Consider the following 20287-nt stretch of genomic DNA (forward strand, 5'->3'; position numbering starts at 1 on the left):
GGCCGGAATCACCGGGGCCGGGCGGGGTGCGTGAGCGCGTCGGCTCCAGGATGCTGTTGACGCACTTCGTCTTTCGGCCTCGATGGAAGGAACAGCGCTGCCACGACGGCGCCCAGCAACGTGACGCCCGCGGCCACATAGGAACCGGCGGTGAGTCCATCCAGGAATGCGGAATCGGCGGCCGCGGAGAGGGATCGGCCGAGGTCGGGTGCACCGGCGCCGGCGAGCCGGTCGGCCGCGACCGTGGCCGAGCCCACCGATTCCTCGGCGACGGAGACGACCGGAGCCGGCAACTCGCGGGCCACGTCGGACTCGGCGAATGACGATGCGTACAGGGAGGCGTACACGCTGCCGATGACGGCGACGCCGAGTGTGCCGCCGACTTCGCGCGTCGCGTCGTTCATCGCCGAACCGATGCCTGCCTTGTCGCGCGGGACCGCACCCATGATGGCTTCCGTCGCCGGGGCCGACGTGAGGCCCAGACCGAGTCCGAGCGGAACCATCTGCAGGGCGATCTCGAGGTAGCCGGTCGACGCACTGAGCGTCGAGATCCACAGAAATGCCACCGTGAACAAGACCAGCCCGGTGCTGACCACCACTTTGTTGCCGTATCGGACGGCCAGAGCCGTGCCGAGCACGGAACCGACGGCGATCGACGCGGCGACCGGGATGAACTTCAGGCCGGTCTCGAGCGGCGGGAAGTCCCGCACCAGCTGGAAGTACTGGGTGATGAGGAAGATGAAGCCGAACAGTGCGAAGTAGGCGAAGGTGACCGATGCGCTCGCAGCGGTGAACCTCATGTTCGTGAACAGCCGGACGTCGATCATCGGCTCGGCCCGGGAGCGCTCCCAGAACACGAGAGCGATGAACGCTGCCGCGGTGACGGCGAAGCCGACCAGTGACGCCGGGCTGGTCCATCCGTGTTCGGGGGCTTCGATGATGGTGAACACCAGCGTGCCGACCGCCAGGACCGAGAGCACGAGCCCGCCGTAGTCGATACGCGGCGTGGCCGGATCCCGAGACGTGGTGACCACCCCGACCGTGGCGACGATGGAGATCAGCGCGGCCCCGGCGAGCGCGAGGAACACACTCCCCCACCAGAACGACTCGAGCAGCCATCCGCCGAGGATCGGCCCGCAGGCGACCCCCAAACCGGTTGTCGCGCCCCAGATACCGATCGCCTTGGCCTTCTCGGCTCGTTCGGTGAAGACGTTCGACAGGATCGACAGCGTGGTGGGGTAGACGAATGCGGCACCCAGGCCCATCACCGCCTGCCAGAAGATCAGCTGGCCGGAGCTGTCGGCGAAGGACGCTCCCACCGCGCCGCCACCGAAGATGGCCAGCCCTCCGATCAACGCCCCTTTGCGCCCGAAGCGGTCACTGAGGCTGCCGAAAGCGAGCACGAACGTCGCGAAGAGCAGGTTGTAGGCGTCGACGATCCACTGGAGTTGCCGGTTGTCGGCGCCCAGTTCCACCGCGAGCGACGGCAGGGCGACGTTGATCGCGGTGGTGGCCAGACTGATGGCGAGGGTCGCAGTACACAGCACCAGCAGCACCAGGGCCGGCGGCATCTGCCGGCGGGACAGGAATGGAAGAGTCACTGCTTTATTATTTCAAGTACTCAGTAGATAAAGTCAAGTGTAGGATGTGGGCGTGAAGTCCTACCGCCAGTTCTGCGCGTTGTCCCGCGCACTGGACGTGATCGGCGACCGATGGAGCCTGCTGATCGTCCGCGAGCTCCTCATCAGCCCCAGCAGATACTCGGACCTGCAACGCGCCCTGCCGGGAATCGCGTCGAATCTCCTGGCTCAGCGGTTGCGCACGCTCGAGGACGACGGAGTGATCACCAGTCGCGCCGAATCCGCGCCGGTCTCGGCGAAGGTGTACTCGCTGACCGCCTGGGGCCACGCACTACGCGGCCCACTGATCGAGATGGCGCGCTGGGGGGCACCCCTGATGATGGACGGCTCCGGCGATGACCACACCCGCGGCCGGTGGCTCGTCTTCGCGATCATGGCCCTGTATCCCGAGCCGCGGGAACTGCCCGACGACGCCGCTTTCCCGGCAGTGCGACTCCGGATCGACACCGACGGCGACTCCCTGCTCCTGGTCGCGGGCGACTCGGGCGTGCACACATCGCCGGCCACGGACGATCCCGAGGTCGACGCAGTGATCAGCGGTGATTCGGAAGCCGTCTTCGCCCTCCTGGCCGGACAGCACACCGCACCGACCGCAGTGTCGATCACCGGCAACGAGGACGCCCTCCGACGCGTCCGCAGCCTGACCTCGATGGCCCTACCCGCCACTCAGACACGGACGCCCGCCGACCACGAGTGACACCGCTCGAACACACGTGCGAAACTGGACGTGTGGGCATGAAGTGGATCGGCGGTGACAACGGCCAGCCACACCGACCGGCCTTTGTCCGCGTCGGCCACAAGGCGGTGCTGATCGATCTGGGTGCGCTGTATCCCAACGCACCGCATTTCAGCGGCGAGTATCACCCCGACGGGCTGCAGATCCGGTCCGTGCACCTCGGGGTTCTCACCGAGTGGGGGCGGGACGAATGGGGTGCCTGGTACGGGAAGGTCACCTACACGATCACCTCCAAGGACCGGCAGGAGAAGGTCACCCACTGGGTGCCGTCGTGGGCGTTGCGCCCGGCCGGTGACCGCCCGCCCGGGCGACGGTGAACGCCAGGGATCAGCGCGACCCTCACCGGATCAGCGGGTCCCGTGGCAGCCCGAGGATGCGTTCGGCGATCTGGTTGCGGGTGATCTCCGAGGTCCCACCCGCGATCGACATCCCGCGTGCGCCGAGTATCAGCAGACCGGCCAGCTTGCCGGGGCCCGCCGAGAACGCGACGTCGGGTCCGAGCAGTTCCGCGGCGAGATGGGCGCGATCACCGAGGTGTTCGGCGAGAAGCAGTTTCGTGACATTGCCCTCGGGTCCGGGGGCCGCGCCGACGACCGATCGGGCCGCACGACGCAGGTTCAACAGTCGCAGCGCATCCTCGACGGCGAAGAACTCACCGACCTTCGTCGCCGCCCCGTCGACCCGGTCCCCGTAGCCCGCGACGAGCGCCACCATCTGCCGCACCGCCCCGTCGCTGCCCGGTGCACCGCCGCCGATGCTGACCCGCTCGTTGCCGAGGGTCGCGCGGGCGACGGCCCAGCCGTCGTTCGGCGTGCCCACGACGTCGGCGTCGGGGACGAAGACGTCGGTGAAGAACACTTCGTTGAACTCGGATCCGCCGGTGATCTGACGCAGCGGACGCACCTCGACCCCGGGTGCCGACATGTCGATCACAACGGCGGTGATGCCCTTGTGTTTGGGGGCCTCCGGGTCGGTCCGAACCGTCGCCAGACCCCGTCGGCACAGGTGTGCGCCGCTGGTCCAGACCTTCTGGCCGTTGATGCGCCAGCCCCCGTCGACGCGCGTGGCCCGCGTGCTGACCGCCGCCGCGTCCGATCCCGCGCCCGGCTCGGAGAACAACTGACACCACACCTCGTCCCCGAGCAGCGCCGGCCGCACGAACCGGTCGATCTGGTCCGGCGTGCCCTGCTGGATGAGGGTGAGGATGACCCACCCGGTGATGCTGTAGTCGGGCCGCTGCACGCCCGCCGCGGCCATCTCCTCCTCGATGACGAGTTGTTCGACGGAGTCCGCGGCACGTCCCCACGGGGTGGGCCAGTGCGGCATCACATACCCGGTGTCGATCAGCCTCTCCCGTTGCGCGGCGGGATCGTCGAGCGCCGCGATCTCGGCGATGTCGGCGCGTACACGGGTCCGCAGTTCCTCGGCTTCCGGCGGAAGGTCGAGGCTGTTGGCACGGACGATCCCGGAGGCGGAGTACTCGTACACGTCCCGGGCGGGTCGCTGCCCGCCGAACAGCGCCTCGACCACGGTGGCGCGGCGCAGGTGCAGGTGCGCGTCGTGCTCCCAGGTGAATCCGATGCCGCCGTGCACCTGGATGTTCAGCTCCGCGTTCCTCGTGTACGTGGGCATCGCCAGCGCTGCGGCCGACGCCGCCACCAGCCCGAAGGCGTCGGCTCCCTCGTCGGCTGCCCGTGCGGCGTCCCACACCACCGCGGTCGCGGCCTCGGCGCCGACCAGCATGTTCGCGCAGTGGTGTTTGACCGCCTGGAACGAGCCGATCGTCCGGCCGAACTGCTCGCGGACCTTCGCGTAGGCCACCGCGGTGTCCAGCGCATCACGCGCCCCTCCCACGGCTTCGGCCGCGACCAGCGTCCGGGCGAGGGCCAGCGCGGTGGCGGCGAGTCTCGGCAGACGGACGACGGCGGCGTCCGACAGCGACGCCCTCGCCGACAGTCGGGTCGGGTCGAGGTCGGCGTGCGCGCCCACCTCGACACCGGAGTCCGACGACTCCACCACCAGCACGTCGTCGTCGGCGATGAGCACCAGCAGATCCGCCAGTGGGGCGCCGAGCACCGCGTCGACGTCACCGGAGATCACACCACCGGACTCGATCAGTCCCGGCGCGAGTGCGACACCCGCCGTGATCGTGCCGTCGACGAGTGACCTCAGCCAGCGGGCTCGCGTGTCGTCATCGGCATGGTTCAGGATCGCCGAGGCGATCACGGTCGGCAGGAACGGGCCCGGCGCCACCGCGCGGCCGAATTCCTCTGTCACGACCACCAACTCGGCCACACCGAAACCGGAGCCGCCGTATTCCTCGGCGACGTGCAGCCCCAGCCAGCCCAGATCGGCGATCTCCGGCCAGAATGTGGGTCTGGCCTCCTCGGCTGCGTCGAGACGGTCTCGCGCCTGCGCCCGCACCTTGCGGTCGACGGTGAATTCGCGCACCACCGATGCGAGTTCGACGTGGTCTTCGGTCAGGGCGATGCTCATGACGGCTCCCGGGATCGTCGGTCACCCGATCACACCATCTCCACCCGTTCCGTTGTGGACGCTTGAGACAAAATCATCGAATCCGTTCCCGCCGCGCCCGCTGCACGATCGGGTCGGGGAACGGCACGGCATCGACCAGGTCCCTCGTGTACCGGTCCTCGGGCCTGGTGAGCACATCCCGCGCCGTCCCGCTCTCGACGACCCCGCCGTTGCGCAGGACGACGACGCGATCCGCGACCTGCTCGACGACGGCCAGGTCGTGGCTGATGAAGATCGCCGCGAACCCGAATTCGCTTTGCAGATGCAGGAAGAGGTCGAGTACCCGAGCCTGCACGGAGACGTCCAGGGCACTCGTCGGCTCGTCCGCGATCAGCAGATGAGGGTCCGCCGACAGTGCCCGTGCGAGCGCGACCCGTTGCCGCTGTCCACCGGACAGCTCGTGCGGCAGGCGCTGCGCGAACGACGTGGGCAGCTGGACCGCCGAGAGGAGTTCGGCCACGCGCGCCGCCCGGTCGGCGCGCGATCCGATGCCCTGGATGTCCAATGGCTCCCGGATGGATTCGGCGACGCTGAACCGGGGATCCAGCGACGCCGTCGGGTCCTGCGGGACGAAGGCGACCCGGCGCCGGAGCGCCCGCAGCCGGGACTTCGACACCGTCGCGATGTCGTCGCCTTCGACGAGGATGCGGCCCGCCTGCACGGGTACCAGTCCCCCGATGGCACGCCCGAGTGTGGTCTTGCCCGAACCGGATTCACCGACCACGCCGAGCACTTCGCCACGCCGCACGGTCAGCGACACGTCCGCCAGTGCGGTGTGCGGCCGGGCCCCGAACCGGCCGGTGTGACGCACGGTGATCCCCTCGACCGCGACGACCGTCTCGCCGGTTCTCGACTCGTCGTCGGCCCCGTTTCCGTCGCCGCCGACCTCCCCTCCGACCTCGGCGTCGGGTAATCGCGGGACGGCGGCCAGCAGCTGCCGGGTGTACGGCTCCCGCGGATTCGCGAAGATCTCGTACACATCCCCGGTCTCCACGACCTCGCCGAGCTGGACGACGACGACACGGTCCGCGATGTCCGCCACGACGCCGAGGTTGTGGGTGATCAGCAGGATTCCGGCCCCGGTGCGATCGCGTAGGCGGACGAGCAGGTCGAGGATCTCGCGCTGGACCGAGACGTCGAGGGCGGTGGTGGGTTCGTCGGCGAGCAGGAGGACGGGATCGTTCGCGAGCGCGAGTGCGATCACCACTCGCTGCTTCTGTCCGCCGGACAACTGGTGCGGATAGTGGTCGACCCGCGTCTGGGGATCGGGGATGTCGACGAGCGCAAGGAGTTCCACGGCGCGGGCGCGTGCCCGCTGCCGGGGGACACGTCCGTGCGCGCGCAGGGCCTGGCGCAGTTGCCATCCGATGGTCTGCGACGGATTGAGCGCCGTCTGCGGTTCCTGGAAGACCATCGCCACCCGGGCGCCGCGGATGCCGTCGAGCACGCGGTCGGGCCGGTTGAGGACCTCCACGCCGTCGACCCGCACCGATCCCGTGGCGCGGGCGGTGTCGGGGAGCAGCCCGATGGCGGCACGGGCGGTGATGCTCTTGCCGGACCCGGACTCTCCCACCAGCGCCACGATCTCGCCCCGATCGACCCTCAGGTCGATGCCCGCGACGGCCGGCCGTGGATACGAGAAGTCGACGTGCAGATCGTCGACGACGAGGGCCGCGGATCCGGTCTCCGGGGACCCGCCGTCCCGGGACGTCGTGTTCGAGCTGGTGACGGTCATCGTCCTACCCTCCGATCGTGCGAAATGGATTGGGCGATCAGGTAGAACCCCAGGACGAGGACGGACACGACCAGCAAGGGGCCCAGCGAGAACCACGGATTGGTCTCCAGGTATCCGTTCCCGGTCGCCAGGATCGATCCCAGCGAGGGTGTCGGCGCGACCACGCCGACCCCGAGGTAGCTCAGTGCGCCTTCGATGAACACCGCCAGCGACAGCGACAGCGCGAACTGGACCGCGAGCGACTCGACCGAGTTGGGCAGGACATGTCGCAGAAGCACCCGGGGAGTCGACGCGCCGCTGACCCGCGCCGCCTCGACGTAGGGCATCTCCCGGATTCGCAACACCGAGGTGCGGGTGAGCCGACCGAAGATCGGGATCTCGGCGACGGCGATGACGATCCCCACCGTCAACGCACCGGGGCCGAGGATCGCGGTGAGCGTGATGCCGAGGATCAGGGCGGGGAACGCCAGGATCACGTCGAACACCCGCTGAGCGACGACATCGCTGACGGGACTCGAGACGGTGATCAGCCCGGCGAGGATGCCGATCGCGGCACCCACCGGGACGGCGGTGAAGATGATCAGCAGGTCGATCCGGATCCCGTGGATCACGCGCGTCAGCAGGTCGCGGTTGACCTCGTCGGTACCCAGCCAGTGTTCTGCGTTCGGCGACAACAGATACGCGCCGTCGATCTGCTGATCGGGTCCGAAAGAGGTGACGAAGGGGCCGAACACCGCCAGCAGCACTACGACACCGACGAGCACACTGCCGACCAGTCCGGTGCCACGGAACAGGCTGCGCCACAACGGGGATCGGGAACCGTGGGCCTCGCGGTCATCCGGACTCTCGGGCAGCAGCCCGGGCGCGAGGTCGGGGTCCGGCGTGGCGCCGGTCGTCGACGCACCGGAGAACCCGGTGAGGCTGTGGGACATGTCTATTCACCTGCCAGACGGATACGGGGGTCGAGCCAGGCATGCGCGATGTCGGCCAGCAACTGGATGATCACGAAAACGGCCACCGAGAGCAGGACGAGCACCTGGACGAGGGGGTAGTCGCGCGAGAAGATCCCCTCCTCGGTGAGGAGACCGAGGCCGGGCCACCCGAAAATCGACTCGACCAGCACAGCGCCGCCGAGCAGCGCACCGACCGTCAGTCCGAGAGCGGTGAGAGTGGGTGGAAGAGCATTGCGCAGAGCGTGTCTCACGACGATGTCGGAATGCGACACCCCCAGCGCGCGGGCGGTCAGCACGTAGGGCTGCCGCAACTCGGTGCGGATCGACTCGGTGAGGAACCGTGCCAGCATGGCGCCCGCCGGGAGGCCGAGCGTGAGTGCGGGCAGCAGCAGATACTGCGCGCTGATCTGCAGACTGTCGGTGAATCCGTCGGGTGGTGTTCCGCCGGCCGGCAGCCATCGGAGGCGGACCCCGAACACCAGGATCAGCACGGTCCCGACGACGAACGTCGGCAATGCGATCGCGGCCGCGTTCACGCTCGTGAGCACGGCGTTGACGATCCTGTTGTCCCACAGCGTCGCCGCCAGGCTCAGCCCGAAGGCCAACACCAGCGCGACGACGAGCGCGGCACCGGTGAGGATCAGTGTGTTCGTCAGGCCGTAGGCGATGAGGTCGCCGATGCTGCCGCCGACCTGATAGCTCTGGCCGAAGTCGAGGGTCAGGAGACTGCCGATCCAGGTGGCGTACTGCGCGATGAAGCCGCGGTCCAGACCGAGGTCGTGCCGGATGGCCTCGAGTGCCTCCGGCGACGCGTCGGGCCCGGCGAGAGCCGCCTCGGGGCCACCCGGGATGAGTCGGACGATGGAGAAGATGAGCAACGACGCGACCGCGAGCACGATGATGGCGGTCGGCAGCCGACGGGCCAGGTATCCGAACATGTCTACTGCTTCCCTGCCGAGGTGAGAAATGCGTTGGCGAGATGGAGTTGGTTGCGCCGGTCCCAGTCGACGTTGCCCACGGAGGCCGCGGTCGCCACCTTCATCAGCACGACACCCACCTCGACGAGGAACAGGTCACGCAGCCAGATGTCGTCGAGTTGCCGGTAGGCGGCGAGGGCTTCCGGCGATGAGCCGTCCGGAACGGTCCACGCCGCCTCGGCCGCGGCCGCGTACGCCGCGTTCACATAGTTCGACGAGTTCTTGGCCGCATTGAACGGATACGCCGACACCGCGAGTGTCGACGGCGTGAACTGAGCGAAACCGTGTTGCAGCAACCACAATCCGGCGAACTCGCCGCCGATGAGCTTCGACGCCTGCCGGGTCCGGTCGTTGGGTACCAGCTCCACGGTGATCCCGATGTCCTTGAGGTTGGACTGGACGATCTCGGCGATGATCCGGTCGACGCCCTGGGTCGAGAAGTCCAGCGACAGCGGAGGAATGGGACCGACTTCGGCGAGCAGGGCCCGTGCCCGAGGGAGATCGCGGGTGTAGGTCGCGTTGTCGTCGGGCCGGAAGGCGGGCGACCATTCCGGCCACGGCAGGTTCACCGGGTATCCACTCCCCCGATAGACATCCGAGATGATCCGTTCCCGGTCGATCGCGTACGCGATGGCGCGGCGGACCCGGACGTCGGACAGCACCGGATTGGTGACATTGATGCCGACATACTGCTGAGACTCGGCACCGGTCAGGGTGATCTCCTCGAAGCCGTACCGCGAGGTGACCAGTTGCTGGTCGTGGTGGCTGAGTCCCTCCGCCACGTCGAGCTGCCCCGTCCGCAGGCGGGTGGACAACGATTGCTGGTCCTTGACCACCACGAACCGGACGGCGTCCAGAGGAGGCGCGCCGCCCCAATACCGTTCGTTACGCACCAGGCGGACCGCGGAATTCGGTTGCCATGACTCGAACCGGAACGGGCCGGTGCCGTTGAACCGCTTGCCCGCCTTGAGGTCTGCCAACGTGTTCCCGTCGATGACGGGAGCCGAGTCGAGCAGGTCGAAGATGTTGCTCAGCGGATGGGCGAATTCGAGCACGATGCGGTGCGGGTCGGTGGTGTCGAAGCCGGTGATGGCCGCGGCCGTTCGTTTGAACTGCGGGGTCCACGGCCCACCGACGTATGCCCTGATCGAATGCTCCACGTCCGTGGCCACGAACGGCCGGCCGTCGTGGAACGTCACGTCCCGGCGCAGATCCAGGGCCAGCGACCGTCCGTCCGGGGACAGCTGCCAGCCGGTCGCCAGCGAGGGCTCGACGGTGAGCGAGTCCCGTGCGTAGCGGATCAGTGTGTCGTAGGTGTTCGCCACGACATGACCGTTGAGCGCACCGGTTCCGATCTGCAGAAAGGCTTTCGGACTCAGGTCGTTGAGCACGCCGACCCGCAGCTCGCCGCCGCGCGGTACGGGTTCACCCGGCTGCAGCGATCGGACCGTGGAGTTCTGTTGCCGGGACACGGCGGACTGGCAACCGGCCACCGCGAACAGAGTCGCGATGACCACGACCAGTGTGCAGCACACACGGACGCTTCGACGTCGGAGCATATGGTTTCGGCGTTTCTGTGATGGCTGCGCAAGTGCGCCGCAGCGCGGACCGGGATGTGGGGCGTCGACATCCACGAGCGAATGTTCGACGCCCATTCTGGCCGTCGGCCACTCGGAGATGCGTCCTTCGATTTCACCGGGATGGAACCCTTGACACCCGTGGGGCCGTACGGCACCGTGCGTCGTGCCCGGTGTCCCGACGACCCGGACGCGACGACAGGAGGACCGCCACGTGGCCGACCGCAACCCGCCCACGATTCCCGAGAATGCCCGCGGTTACCAGGGTTTCGGCGGTGTGGTCGGGCGGACCACCTCGCAGTCGGAACCCTGGTGGCCCGAGGAGAAGTCCGCGCCGCCCGGTGCGCCCAACATCGTGGTCGTCCTCATCGACGACATGGGTTACTCGGACATCGGGCCGTTCGGCGCCGAGATCGACACACCCAATCTCGATCGGCTGGCGCGCAACGGAATCCGGTTGAGCAACTACCACACCACCCCGGTGTGTTCACCGGCACGAGCCGCTCTGCTCACCGGCCTCAACCCGCATCGCGCGGGCTACGGGAGCGTCGCGAACTCGGACCCGGGTTTTCCCGGCCTCCGTCTCGAATTGGCCGACGACGTGCTGGCGCTGCCGGAGATCCTCCGTGAATCCGGTTATGCGACCTACGCCGTCGGGAAATGGCATCTGGTCCGCGACGCGAACATGGGTCCGGGACGCGACCGGGGATCATGGCCGCTGCAGCGCGGTTTCGACAGTTACTACGGTTCGCTCGAGGGCCTCAACTCGTTCTTCTACCCCAATCAGCTCATCGCCGACAACTCGGTCGTCGACGTCGAGACGTATCCCGAGGACTACTACGTCACCGACGACCTCACCGATCGCGCCATCGGGCAGATCAAGAGTCTGCGCGCACAGGACCCCACCAAGCCGTTCTTCCTGTACTTCGCCCACATCGCGATGCACGGTCCGCACCAGGTGAAGGAGTCCGATCTCGCCAGATACCGCGGCCGGTATGCCGACGGCTGGGATGTCGTGCGACAACAACGCTTCGAGCGCCAGAAAGCGGAGGGGTTGTTCGACGCCGGTACCCGCATGGCCGAGCGCAACACCGAACCGGGATACGACGCCCCGCCGTGGGCGGACCTCACGGTCGAGGAGAAGCGACGTTTCCAGCGCTACCAGGAGGTCTACGCCGCCATGGTCGACAGCGTCGACCAGAGCGTCGGCCGGGTCCTGGACACGCTGGACGAACTCGGCGAGCTCGACAACACCATCGTCGTCTTCACCTCGGACAACGGCGGGACCGCCGAAGGCGGCCCGTCCGGGACCCGTTCGTATTTCAGTCAATTCGTCCACGGATCGGTGCCGCCGGACTGGGAGCGCGACGTACCGCACGACGAGGATCTCATCGGGTCACCCGAGCTGGGGGTGCACTATCCGCGTGGCTGGGGCCAGGCGTCGAACACACCGTTCCGCTTCTACAAGGGCCAGACCTTCGCCGGCGGCGTCCGGGTGCCGTTCGTCATCTCGTGGCCCGCCGGCCTGTCGCGAGACCCCCGGGACAATGGCGTGCGACGGCAGTTCTCGTACGTGACCGACGTCGTCCCGACGCTCCTCGAACTCGCCGGGGTGGACACCCCCACTCACCGGCACGGACGGCCCGCCCAGGAGCGGGACGGCGTGAGTGTCGTGGATTTCCTCCGGAATCCGTCTGCGGAGTCTCCCCACATCGAGCAGTACGCCGAGTTCGGCGGACATCGCGGGTTCTATCGCGACGGCTGGAAACTGGTGTCCTTGCATCAGGATCCGGCGGCGGTGGACGATCCGGTCTGGGAACTGTACGACGTCACGAACGATCCCGCCGAGACCCGCGATCTGGCTGCGACGCATCCCGACAAGGTCACCGAGCTGGCCCGTGCCTGGGACGAGGCGGCGTGGCACAACACGGTGTTCCCGCTGTTCGACTCGCCCGCGGCACAGTCCCGCCGCCGGCCCGCGGAGGAGCGCCTGAGCGACCCGGTGCGGATCCTCGCCGGCACGCCGGCCCTGGAGCGGTACCGCTCGAGTCGATTGATCGCCTACCGCGACTTCGACATCGAGGCCGAACTCGACGGATGGACTCCCGACGCCGAGGGCGTCGTGGTCGCGCATGGAGACCCCCAGGGCGGGTACCTGCTGTATGTCGAGTCGGGCTCGGCGCATTTCGTGTTCAACGCCTACGGTCGCCGGCACCGGGTGTCGGGTCCGATGCCGTCGGGTACCACCCGGCTCGTCGTCCATGCCGTCGCGACGCCCTCGGTGCGCTGGGGATTCACGATCGAGGCGGCGGCCGGCGAACATTCGTCGGTCATCGCGAAGCTCGACGATCAGGTGCAGCTGGTCGGCATGGCGCCGTGGACGGGCATCTCGGTGGGCGTGGACGCCCGCGGGCCGGTGGATCCCGATCTCCGGAGGCGCCGGGGCGTGTTCCGGTTCGGCCCAGCGCTTCGCGCGGTGACCTACCGCCCCGGAACGGTGCGGGTCCCCGCCGATGTCCGGCGCGAGATCGACCAGGCCGCCGAGTCCTCGGCGGACTGACGCTTCCGATCACCGTGAGCGATTACCTCGATCGCATCGCCATCGTGGTGATCTCATGAATCCGATTGCCACGAAACGACATCGAGAAGAGGACACGAGATGACCTTGGCGCAGATCGAGGACCGGACCGAGCGCGAGCAGGCGGCTCATCGGATCTACCGCGACGCGGGGATCACCGTCGACAAGCTCGGCGAGCACATCGGGGCCCGCGTCGGACAGGTGCGGCTCGGCGGGGACATCGCCCCGGAACAGGTGGAGGCGATCCGGCTGGCGCTCGCGATCAACAAGACGATCGTCTTCGAAGGCCAGGATCAGCTCGACGACGCCAGCCAGTACGCCTTCGCCGAGCTCCTGGGCGATCCCACCGCACCTCATCCCACGGTGACCTCACGCGGTGAGCAGTTGCTGACCATCGAGGGTGCGGCGAACAGCTGGCACTCGGACGTGACGTTCGTCGATCGCATCCCGAAGGCGTCCATTCTCCGCGCCGTGACGCTGCCCGCCTACGGCGGCGCGACCACCTGGGCGTCGACGGTGGCGGCCTACGAACAGCTGCCGAAACCGCTGCGCGCACTGGCGGAGGAACTGTGGGCCACCCACACCAACCTGTACGACTACGTCAGCCAGTCGGAACCTTCGGGGGGAATCGACGTCAGCCGCAAGGCCGATCACTACAAGGAGTTCACCAGCTCGGAGTACCAGACGCTGCACCCCGTCGTCCGAGTCCATCCCGAGACCGGCGAACGCAGCCTGCTGCTCGGGCACTTCGCCAAGGAGTTCCGCGGCCTCAAGAGTTCGGAGTTCGCCGACCTCTACCAACTCCTCCAGGCTCGCATCGTGAAGCTGGAGAACACCTTCCGGTGGAATTGGAAGCTCGGCGACGTGGCGATCTGGGACAACCGCGCCACGCAGCACTACGGCATCGCCGACTTCGGCAACCAGAAGCGCGAACTGCACCGCATCACGCTGGCCGGCGATGTACCGGTGGACGTCCACGGTCAGTCCAGCCAGATTCTCCAGGGCGACGCGACGCACTACTCGGTCGTCGAGGAACCCGCACGTCTGTCGGTGTTCGCGGCCTGAACCTCCCCGGCCACCACCGGCCGGGTACCCGGCGGTCACAGATCTCGGCCCGACCGCCGGGTACCCCGAGACCGGCGAGACCGCATTGTGACGGAGAACTCCCGACGATCCGTCGTGATCCGGGTTCATCCGCCCGTCGGCTGGGTACCCCACCGCTACGCACTGGTGATGGGGAGAACCCGCCACCTGCACACCGCTCAGGCACCCTGGGGCGAGCAGCCGGGGTGATGAGTGTGCCGGGTGCAGACTGGAGCAGACATGGCCATCACCGACATCGCGGGGTACGCACACCTCTCTGACGCCGACATCGATTCGCTCGCTTGCGAACTGGACTCGATACGGTCCGACGTCGAAGCCGATCGGGGCGCGAGCGATGCGCGCTACATCCACCGCGCCGTCGCGCTGCAGCGATCGCTGGAGGTCGCCGGACGGGCGGTGTTGGTCTTCTCCAGACGCCGGCCGGCATGGATCGTCGGAACGGGCCTGCTCGCATGCGCGAAGATCATCGAGAACATGGAACTGGGCCACAACATCATGCACGGGCAGTGGGATTGGATGAACGATCCCGAACTGCACAGCGCCAAGTGGGAATGGGACCAGGTCGGGCCGTCCGCCCAGTGGAAGCAGGCACACAACTACTCCCATCACGTCTACACCAACATCGTCGGAATGGACGACGACATCGGATTCGGCGTCATCCGCATGACCCGCGACGTCCCATGGCGACCGATCAACGCGCTGCAACCGCTCGCCAACATCGTGCTGGCACTGACATTCGAGTGGGGCATCGCCAGGCACGACCTCGACGCGGAGAAGGCCAGAGAGGCCGCGGCGGCGGAAGCGGCACCCGCGAGACTGCCGGCCCCACGGGCGCGAAGCCGCCGCGAGTTCTCCCGCAAGATCGGCAGGCAACTCCTCAAGGACTTCGTAGTCTTCCCCGCGTTGACCGGACCCGCGTTCCGTTCGACCATGACCGCGAACCTCACCGCGAACGTGCTCCGCAACCTGTGGGCGTACGTGGTGATCTTCTGCGGACATTTTCCCGACGGCGCCGAGAAGTTCACCATGAGCGACTTCGCATCCGAGACCCGGCCGCTCTGGTATCTACGACAAATGCTGGGCAGCGCGAACTTTCGTGCCGGACCGGTCATGGCGTTCATGAGCGGCAACCTGTGCTATCAGATCGAGCACCACCTGTTTCCCGACCTGCCCAGCAATCGCTATCGTCAGATCTCCCGTCGCGTGCAGGCGCTGTGCGAGCGCTACGACCTTCCCTACACCACGGGCTCCCTGGCACATCAGTACCTGCTCGCGCTCCGCACCGTTCACAAACTGGCTCTCCCCGACCGATTCCTCCGTCGTTCGTCACACGACGCCCCGGAGACCGGTTCGGAACAGCGATTCCGCTCCGTGGTCCCGACGGTGGACAGCGTCAGTCCGGGAGTCGGCCGACGGACCGGTCTCCGGAGTGCCCTGGCCGGTCACCCTCGACAACGTGTCGCTGCGGGTCCGACGCCCACTGCGAGAACGAGCCCGGGAACAGCGCTGCGTCGATACCGGTGATGGCGAGCGCCGCGATCTGGTGCGCCGCGTTGATCCCGGAACCGCAGTAGACCACCGCGCCGGACGCGGTCTCCGGGTGGAGGCCGACACCCGCGAATCGCCGCCGCAGCTCATCGGCCGGACGGAAGCGCCCGGACGCGTCGACGTTGTCCGCCGTCGGGACACTGATGGCCCCGGGGATGTGACCCGCGCGCGGGTCGACCGGTTCGGACTCGCCCCGATAACGTTCGGCGGCGCGGGCGTCGAGCAGGTGTTCCGGCCCGGCCGCCACGTCGTCGATCGTCGCGACCGGCAGGTGCCCGGCGGCGAGCGTCACTCTGCCGGGTCGCGGCCGACCGCCGTCGCCTGTCGTCGTCCGCAGGCCCTCGGCACGCCATGCCGCCAGACCGCCGTCGAGGAGTCGCACGTCGGCGATCCCGGCCCAGCGCAGCAGCCACCAGGCGCGGGCGGCCGCGAGATTTCCGGAGTCGTCGTACACCACCACCGGCACGCCGTCGTCGATCCCCCATCGCCGGGCCGCGTCCTGGAGGTCGGCGACGGCGGGCAGCGGGTGTCGTCCGCCGACCGGGCCCGACGGCGGGGCCGCCAGTTCGGAGTCGAGGTCGACGTAGACCGCGCCGGGGATGTGACCCTCGCGATACGCACGCCGGCCGTCGAAGTCGCCCAACTGCCAGCGCACGTCCAGCAGCACCGGCGGCGTCGCCAGCAGCATCTCGGCCAGGTCGAGTGGATCGATGACGACGTCGCTCATGGCGGCGAGGGTACCAACGGGCCGCGATGGAAGAATGGGACGAACCGCCCGAGTCCGGGCACTCACGTCAACGCTGTCGACATCGACAGCATCGTCAACAACAGGGGGTCCCGTTCGTGGCGCTGTTCTCCGCCGTCGTCTTCGGACTCATCACCTTCTGGCTGCACCGGCGCATCGTCCGGGCCACCGCACTTCCCCGACCGTGGTCGATCATCGCCGACATACTGCTGGTGATGCTGTGGGCACTCGTCCTCGTCGGCTTCGCCGCCGGACGCTCGGTGGACCCGTCGTGGTCACGGCCGTTCGCCTTCGTCGGCCTCGTGTGGATGGCGGCGGTCCTCTATCTGTTCCTGGGCCTCGCGGTGATCGGCCTCGTCTCGTTCGCGGCGCACGTCGTCCGGTCGATCCGCCGACGCCGGTCGGGTGTGCAGGACACCCCCGCGCTCGCGGCCCGCCGGCTCGGCCGACTCCGCGGTGCCACCGCGACGGTGGTGGTCCTCGCTCTCGCCATCACCGGTTACGGGGTGTTCGAGGCATCCCGGCCGCAGGTCGTCGACGTCGACGCCACCCTGCCGGGACTGCCCGCGCAGTTCGATGGCACGCGCATCGCCGTGGTGTCGGATCTGCACGTGGGTCCGGCCCGCGACGCATCGTTCACGCAACGCGTCGTCGATCAGGTCAATGCGGAAAAGCCCGACCTCGTCGTCCTCGTCGGCGACCTCACCGACGGGACCATCCCGTACGTCCGCGACACCCTCGAACCGCTCGCCGATCTCCGGGCTCCGCTGGGCGTCTTCGGTGTCAGCGGAAACCACGAGTACTACGCCGACGACGGCGGTCGGTGGCTCGACGTCTGGGAAGAATTCGGCGTGCGGACGCTGCGCAACGCCCGGGTGCCCCTCGAGGTCGACGGCGCGACGATCCAGCTGGCCGGGGTCCACGACTACACCGCCCCGGAACCGTATGAACCGGATCTGCCTGCCGCCCTGTCGGGTTCGTCAGCCGAGGACTTCGTCCTGTTGCTCGCCCACCAGCCGCGGCAGGCCTTCGAGGCCTCCGATCTGGGTGTCGACCTGCAGCTGTCGGGCCACACCCATGGCGGGCAGATGTGGCCCATCCGCTATCTGGTACGCGCCCAGCAGCCGACCGTCACCGGCCTGGACGAGGTCGGTGACACCGCCGTGTACACCACCCGCGGCGCCGGGGCGTGGGGTCCCCCGGTACGGGTCCTCGCCCCGCCGGAGATCACGATGCTCACCCTGCGATCGGCGTCGCCTGCTCCCTGAGTGCGAGGAGCGACAGCGACGAGCCTCGAAGGGTCCGTCGAGGCCATCTGTCCCGAGAATCGGATCGCCTACGGCGATCGGTCCAGCCATGACGGCATGGTGCCGCGCGATTCGGGAATTCTCGTCCACGTGAGCATCGTCGAAGGGCAATATGCCCTTCGATCAGGGTGAGGTGGACGAGAATTCGACCCTTCGTGGCTGACGGTGCTGTCATGAGCGAGATGTGTCGGCCGGAATCCTCGGTCGGCTACCCGCGCCATGTGACCTGTGAGGGCCGGGGCGGGTGTGACCTGATTAGGACCCTGTCTGGCTGGTGGGCCGTGACTCTTCACTGTCCTGTCCACCCGCCCCGGTGAGGTCATCCACCACACGAGTGTGAAGGAGACATCACCACGATGACCGAGACAGCAGTGACGACGCAAGTGGTCGTACTCGGTGTCGACACCCATCAACGCACCCACCACGCCGCGATCGTCGCCACTGACGGCCGACCGCTGGCTGATCGGGAGTTCCCGACCACCACCGCCGGCTGCACCGAATTGTGGCAGTGGGCGTGTGGCTTCGGCCGGATCGAGACCGCCGCGGTGGAATCGAGCGCCTCCTACGGGGCCGGGTTGACCCGCATGCTCACCGATCACGGTGTGGCGGTGATCGAGGTCAACGCCCCAGACCTGCCGCGCCGTTACGCCCAGGGCAAGACCGATCAACTCGATGCCTACGCGGCGGCGATGGCGGTCATCACCGGCCGCGCCACCGCGGTCGCCAAAGACACCCGCGGCGCGGTCGAATCGGTCCGAAGGCTCACCGTGGCAAGGACTTCGGCTGTCGACGAGGCCACCCGGATCGGTAACCAGATCCGTGATCTGTGCACCACCGCACCCGCCGAGTTCGCCGATCAGGCCCGCCACGCACGCACCACCGCCAAGCGAGCAGCGTTCATCAAGGGCCTGCCTGTACCGGCGGAGAAGGCCGATCTGTCCACGCCGGCCGCGGCGTTCGTGCGCGCGGCGCGGTCGTTGCTCGACCGTCACCGACTCGCCCAGACCGAGGTCCGTTCGTTGACCCGTGAACTGCAACGATTGCTGACCACCGTGGTGCCGACGCTGTTGTCGCGCCCGCAGATCGGTCCGGTCACCGCCGCCCGCCTGGTGCTCACCGCCGGTGACAACGTCGAGCGGATGGGTAGCGAAGCCAGGTTCGCCAAGCTCGTCGGCGCTGCACCGCTCCCGGCATCCTCAGGCAAAACCAGCCGGCACCGACTCAACCGGGGCGGAGACCGTCAAGCCAACAGCGCGTTGCACATGATCGCGGTCGGACGCATGAAATCCCATCCACCCACCCTCGCCTACGTCGAACGTCGCTCCGCGGAACACAAAACGAAGAAAGACATCATCCGCTGCCTCAAGCGATACATCGCGCGCGAAGTCTTCCGCGACCTCACCACCGACCTCGGAACCCTTGACAAGCTATAGGACCGTCTCGCTTCGCTCGCACCTCAGGGTCTGCGGCCTGGCGGCCGACGTGGACCACGAAAAGAACCCCCGATCCCTGAGGAGCGAGCTTGCGAGCGTCACGAAGGGTTTTAGCAGCCTCGGTCGCCGAACCCTTCGTGACGCGCCCTCCGCAAGCTCCGGGCGCTCCTCAGGGAGCGGGTGGACCAGTGGGTGTGTGATTCTCTCGGATTAGGGAGCAGGGCGGGTCAGCCGTTGATGTCCGACGGATGGGTCGCCAGCGGGGTGACCTTGATCTGCATGTACGGGAACAGCGGCAGGCCCGACAGCAGCGCGTGCAGTTCGTCGTTCGACTCGACGTCGAAGATCGAGAAGTTGGAGTACTCGCCGACGATCCGCCAGATGTGCGGCCACTTGCCCGCCCGCTGCAGATCCTGGGAGTACGCCTTCTCCCTCGCGACGGTGTCGGCCCGCACGTCGGGGTCGAGATCGTCGGGAATGGAGACGTCCATCCGTACGTGGAACAGCATCACTTCTCCGGGTCGAGCACGAAGTCGTAGGAGACCGTGTAGCCACCCTTGCCGTCGGCCTGCGGATCGAGCACGAGTTCGGGCTTGACGGCGCTGGCGACGTCGTCGTCGTTGTGCGGGTCGCCCGGGAAGTACAGCTGCGCGGTGAGCTGCTCGTGGCCCGGCGCCGACACCTTGAGGTGCAGGTGCGCGGGACGCCACGGATGCCAGCCGGCCGCGGAGATCATCTTCCCGCACGAGCCGTCGGTCGGGATCATGTACGGCGCGGGCCGAATGGTGGTGATCTCGAACCGGCCGTCGTCGTCGACGGTGAAGGTGCCGCGGAGGTTCCATTCCGGGATCCCCGGGGCGAACTGGGAGTAGAAGCCGTCGTCGTCGGCGTGCCAGAGTTCGACCGTGGCGCCGGCCAGTGCGGTGCCATCACACGACCGGACCTGACCGGTCCACAGGAGTGGATCGCCGGATTCGTCGTCGCGCATCGGGAGGGTGCCCTTGGCGCCGAGTTCCGGTGCGTCCGGGACGTAGTACGGGCCCTCGATGCTGCCCTTGTTGCCCTGCCGGTGCTCGGTGGCCACGTCCTCGACGACGTGCTCGACCCACACGTCGAGGAACAGCGGCCACTCCCCGTCCTCACCGACGTTGATGAGCCACGCCTTCAGGGCGTTGTACTCGTCGTAGGTGACCTTGTGCTTGCGGATGGTCTCGTGCACGCCGGCGAGGACCTCGTTGATGAGGGTGGAGACACGCTCGGGCGGAGTATCCTTGACGGCCTCGAACGGCGACTTGTCCGCGTGGAACCGCTCGGTCGCCGAGGCGCCGGACGCGGCGGCGGTGGCGACTTGCTGGGGATGCTCGGTGGTGGTCATGTCCTTCTCCTTGTTGCTCCGGGTTCGTGGGGCTGCCACGAGAG

At 68.0% G+C, this 20287-nt stretch carries 15 protein-coding genes and 1 pseudogene; 7 read left to right on the top strand and 9 right to left on the bottom strand.

Translation table 11 applies throughout. The features are described 5' to 3' along the window. Nucleotides 1–8: 8 nt before the first annotated feature. Entirely contained in the window at nucleotides 9–1571 is a 1563-nt protein-coding gene (locus tag AC3B6C_RS03770; protein ID WP_488376215.1) for an MFS transporter, read from the bottom strand. Nucleotides 1572–1653: 82 nt separating this feature from the next. Between AC3B6C_RS03770 and AC3B6C_RS03775 the strand changes: the two genes are divergently transcribed. Next, entirely contained in the window at nucleotides 1654–2337 is a 684-nt protein-coding gene (locus AC3B6C_RS03775; RefSeq protein ID WP_488375016.1) for a winged helix-turn-helix transcriptional regulator, read from the top strand. 38 nt (nucleotides 2338–2375) lie between these two features. After that, nucleotides 2376–2693 (top strand): hypothetical protein, encoded by a 318-nt coding sequence (locus tag AC3B6C_RS03780; protein ID WP_010842754.1) that lies wholly within the window; start codon nucleotides 2376–2378, stop codon nucleotides 2691–2693. A gap of 22 nt (nucleotides 2694–2715) precedes the next feature. Here the strand turns inward: AC3B6C_RS03780 and AC3B6C_RS03785 are convergent, their stop codons facing one another. The 5 genes from AC3B6C_RS03785 to AC3B6C_RS03805 form a co-directional block, all read right to left on the bottom strand. Then, nucleotides 2716–4872 carry an acyl-CoA dehydrogenase family protein gene (locus AC3B6C_RS03785; protein ID WP_488375017.1) on the bottom strand — a complete coding sequence of 719 codons (2157 nt, stop codon included), beginning with the start codon at nucleotides 4870–4872 and terminating at the stop codon, nucleotides 2716–2718. Between the two features lie 73 nt (nucleotides 4873–4945). Beyond that, complete coding sequence (locus tag AC3B6C_RS03790) at nucleotides 4946–6646, bottom strand: dipeptide ABC transporter ATP-binding protein (protein ID WP_488375018.1); 1701 nt, start codon at nucleotides 6644–6646, stop codon at nucleotides 4946–4948. Continuing rightward, nucleotides 6643–7578 carry an ABC transporter permease gene (locus AC3B6C_RS03795; protein WP_488375019.1) on the bottom strand — a complete coding sequence of 312 codons (936 nt, stop codon included), beginning with the start codon at nucleotides 7576–7578 and terminating at the stop codon, nucleotides 6643–6645. The genes AC3B6C_RS03790 and AC3B6C_RS03795 overlap by 4 nt, the downstream gene beginning before the upstream one ends. A 2-nt stretch (nucleotides 7579–7580) precedes the next feature. Next, complete coding sequence (locus AC3B6C_RS03800) at nucleotides 7581–8537, bottom strand: ABC transporter permease (RefSeq protein ID WP_014928132.1); 957 nt, start codon at nucleotides 8535–8537, stop codon at nucleotides 7581–7583. Between the two features lie 2 nt (nucleotides 8538–8539). After that, a complete protein-coding gene (locus AC3B6C_RS03805) occupies nucleotides 8540–10135 on the bottom strand; it encodes an ABC transporter substrate-binding protein (protein WP_488375020.1) in 1596 nt (531 codons plus the stop codon). Nucleotides 10136–10367: 232 nt separating this feature from the next. Here AC3B6C_RS03805 and AC3B6C_RS03810 point away from each other — a divergent pair, with 232 nt between their 5' ends. From AC3B6C_RS03810 to AC3B6C_RS03820, 3 genes are all read left to right on the top strand, one after another. After that, the gene (locus AC3B6C_RS03810) at nucleotides 10368–12713 is read left to right on the top strand and encodes an arylsulfatase (protein WP_488375021.1); all 2346 of its coding nucleotides are present in this window, start codon (nucleotides 10368–10370) and stop codon (nucleotides 12711–12713) included. Between the two features lie 99 nt (nucleotides 12714–12812). After that, nucleotides 12813–13796, top strand: a complete 984-nt coding sequence (locus AC3B6C_RS03815) for a TauD/TfdA dioxygenase family protein (RefSeq protein ID WP_055474468.1) — start codon at nucleotides 12813–12815, stop codon at nucleotides 13794–13796. A 258-nt stretch (nucleotides 13797–14054) separates the two neighbouring features. Continuing rightward, nucleotides 14055–15359 carry a fatty acid desaturase family protein gene (locus AC3B6C_RS03820; protein WP_010842746.1) on the top strand — a complete coding sequence of 435 codons (1305 nt, stop codon included), beginning with the start codon at nucleotides 14055–14057 and terminating at the stop codon, nucleotides 15357–15359. Here AC3B6C_RS03820 and AC3B6C_RS03825 read toward each other — a convergent pair. After that, a pseudogene (locus AC3B6C_RS03825) lies at nucleotides 15271–16110 on the bottom strand (sulfurtransferase); the annotation flags it as partial. The gene AC3B6C_RS03820 and the pseudogene AC3B6C_RS03825 overlap by 89 nt on opposite strands. A gap of 116 nt (nucleotides 16111–16226) precedes the next feature. Between AC3B6C_RS03825 and AC3B6C_RS03830 the strand changes: the two are divergent. Both AC3B6C_RS03830 and AC3B6C_RS03835 read left to right on the top strand, forming a co-directional pair. Continuing rightward, on the top strand, nucleotides 16227–17396 hold the full coding sequence (locus AC3B6C_RS03830) for a metallophosphoesterase (protein ID WP_488375023.1): 1170 nt from the start codon (nucleotides 16227–16229) through the stop codon (nucleotides 17394–17396). Between the two features lie 395 nt (nucleotides 17397–17791). Further along, nucleotides 17792–18868, top strand: a complete 1077-nt coding sequence (locus tag AC3B6C_RS03835; RefSeq protein WP_488375024.1) for an IS110 family RNA-guided transposase — start codon at nucleotides 17792–17794, stop codon at nucleotides 18866–18868. A gap of 227 nt (nucleotides 18869–19095) precedes the next feature. Here AC3B6C_RS03835 and catC read toward each other — a convergent pair whose 3' ends face one another. Both catC and catA read right to left on the bottom strand, forming a co-directional pair. After that, nucleotides 19096–19377: a muconolactone Delta-isomerase gene (catC, locus tag AC3B6C_RS03840; RefSeq protein ID WP_488375027.1), complete on the bottom strand. Its 282-nt coding sequence runs from the start codon at nucleotides 19375–19377 to the stop codon at nucleotides 19096–19098. Beyond that, on the bottom strand, nucleotides 19377–20243 hold the full coding sequence (gene catA, locus AC3B6C_RS03845) for a catechol 1,2-dioxygenase (protein ID WP_488375029.1): 867 nt from the start codon (nucleotides 20241–20243) through the stop codon (nucleotides 19377–19379). The genes catC and catA overlap by 1 nt, the downstream gene beginning before the upstream one ends. Between the last annotated feature and the right edge of the window lie 44 nt (nucleotides 20244–20287).

The sequence above is a fragment of the Gordonia sp. 11cp genome (assembly GCF_057767225.1).

Excerpts from the sequence above, each read along its gene's own strand:
- AC3B6C_RS03770 (WP_488376215.1), bottom strand. The coding sequence starts at position 1,571 with ATGCCGCCGGCCCTGGTGCTGCTGGTGCTGTGTACTGCGACCCTCGCC.
- AC3B6C_RS03780 (WP_010842754.1), top strand. The coding sequence starts at position 2,376 with ATGAAGTGGATCGGCGGTGACAACGGCCAGCCACACCGACCGGCCTTT.
- AC3B6C_RS03785 (WP_488375017.1), bottom strand. The coding sequence starts at position 4,872 with ATGAGCATCGCCCTGACCGAAGACCACGTCGAACTCGCATCGGTGGTG.
- AC3B6C_RS03790 (WP_488375018.1), bottom strand. The coding sequence starts at position 6,646 with ATGACCGTCACCAGCTCGAACACGACGTCCCGGGACGGCGGGTCCCCG.
- AC3B6C_RS03795 (WP_488375019.1), bottom strand. The coding sequence starts at position 7,578 with ATGTCCCACAGCCTCACCGGGTTCTCCGGTGCGTCGACGACCGGCGCC.
- AC3B6C_RS03800 (WP_014928132.1), bottom strand. The coding sequence starts at position 8,537 with ATGTTCGGATACCTGGCCCGTCGGCTGCCGACCGCCATCATCGTGCTC.
- AC3B6C_RS03805 (WP_488375020.1), bottom strand. The coding sequence starts at position 10,135 with ATGCTCCGACGTCGAAGCGTCCGTGTGTGCTGCACACTGGTCGTGGTC.
- AC3B6C_RS03815 (WP_055474468.1), top strand. The coding sequence starts at position 12,813 with ATGACCTTGGCGCAGATCGAGGACCGGACCGAGCGCGAGCAGGCGGCT.
- AC3B6C_RS03820 (WP_010842746.1), top strand. The coding sequence starts at position 14,055 with ATGGCCATCACCGACATCGCGGGGTACGCACACCTCTCTGACGCCGAC.
- AC3B6C_RS03835 (WP_488375024.1), top strand. The coding sequence starts at position 17,792 with ATGACCGAGACAGCAGTGACGACGCAAGTGGTCGTACTCGGTGTCGAC.
- catC (WP_488375027.1), bottom strand. The coding sequence starts at position 19,377 with ATGCTGTTCCACGTACGGATGGACGTCTCCATTCCCGACGATCTCGAC.
- catA (WP_488375029.1), bottom strand. The coding sequence starts at position 20,243 with ATGACCACCACCGAGCATCCCCAGCAAGTCGCCACCGCCGCCGCGTCC.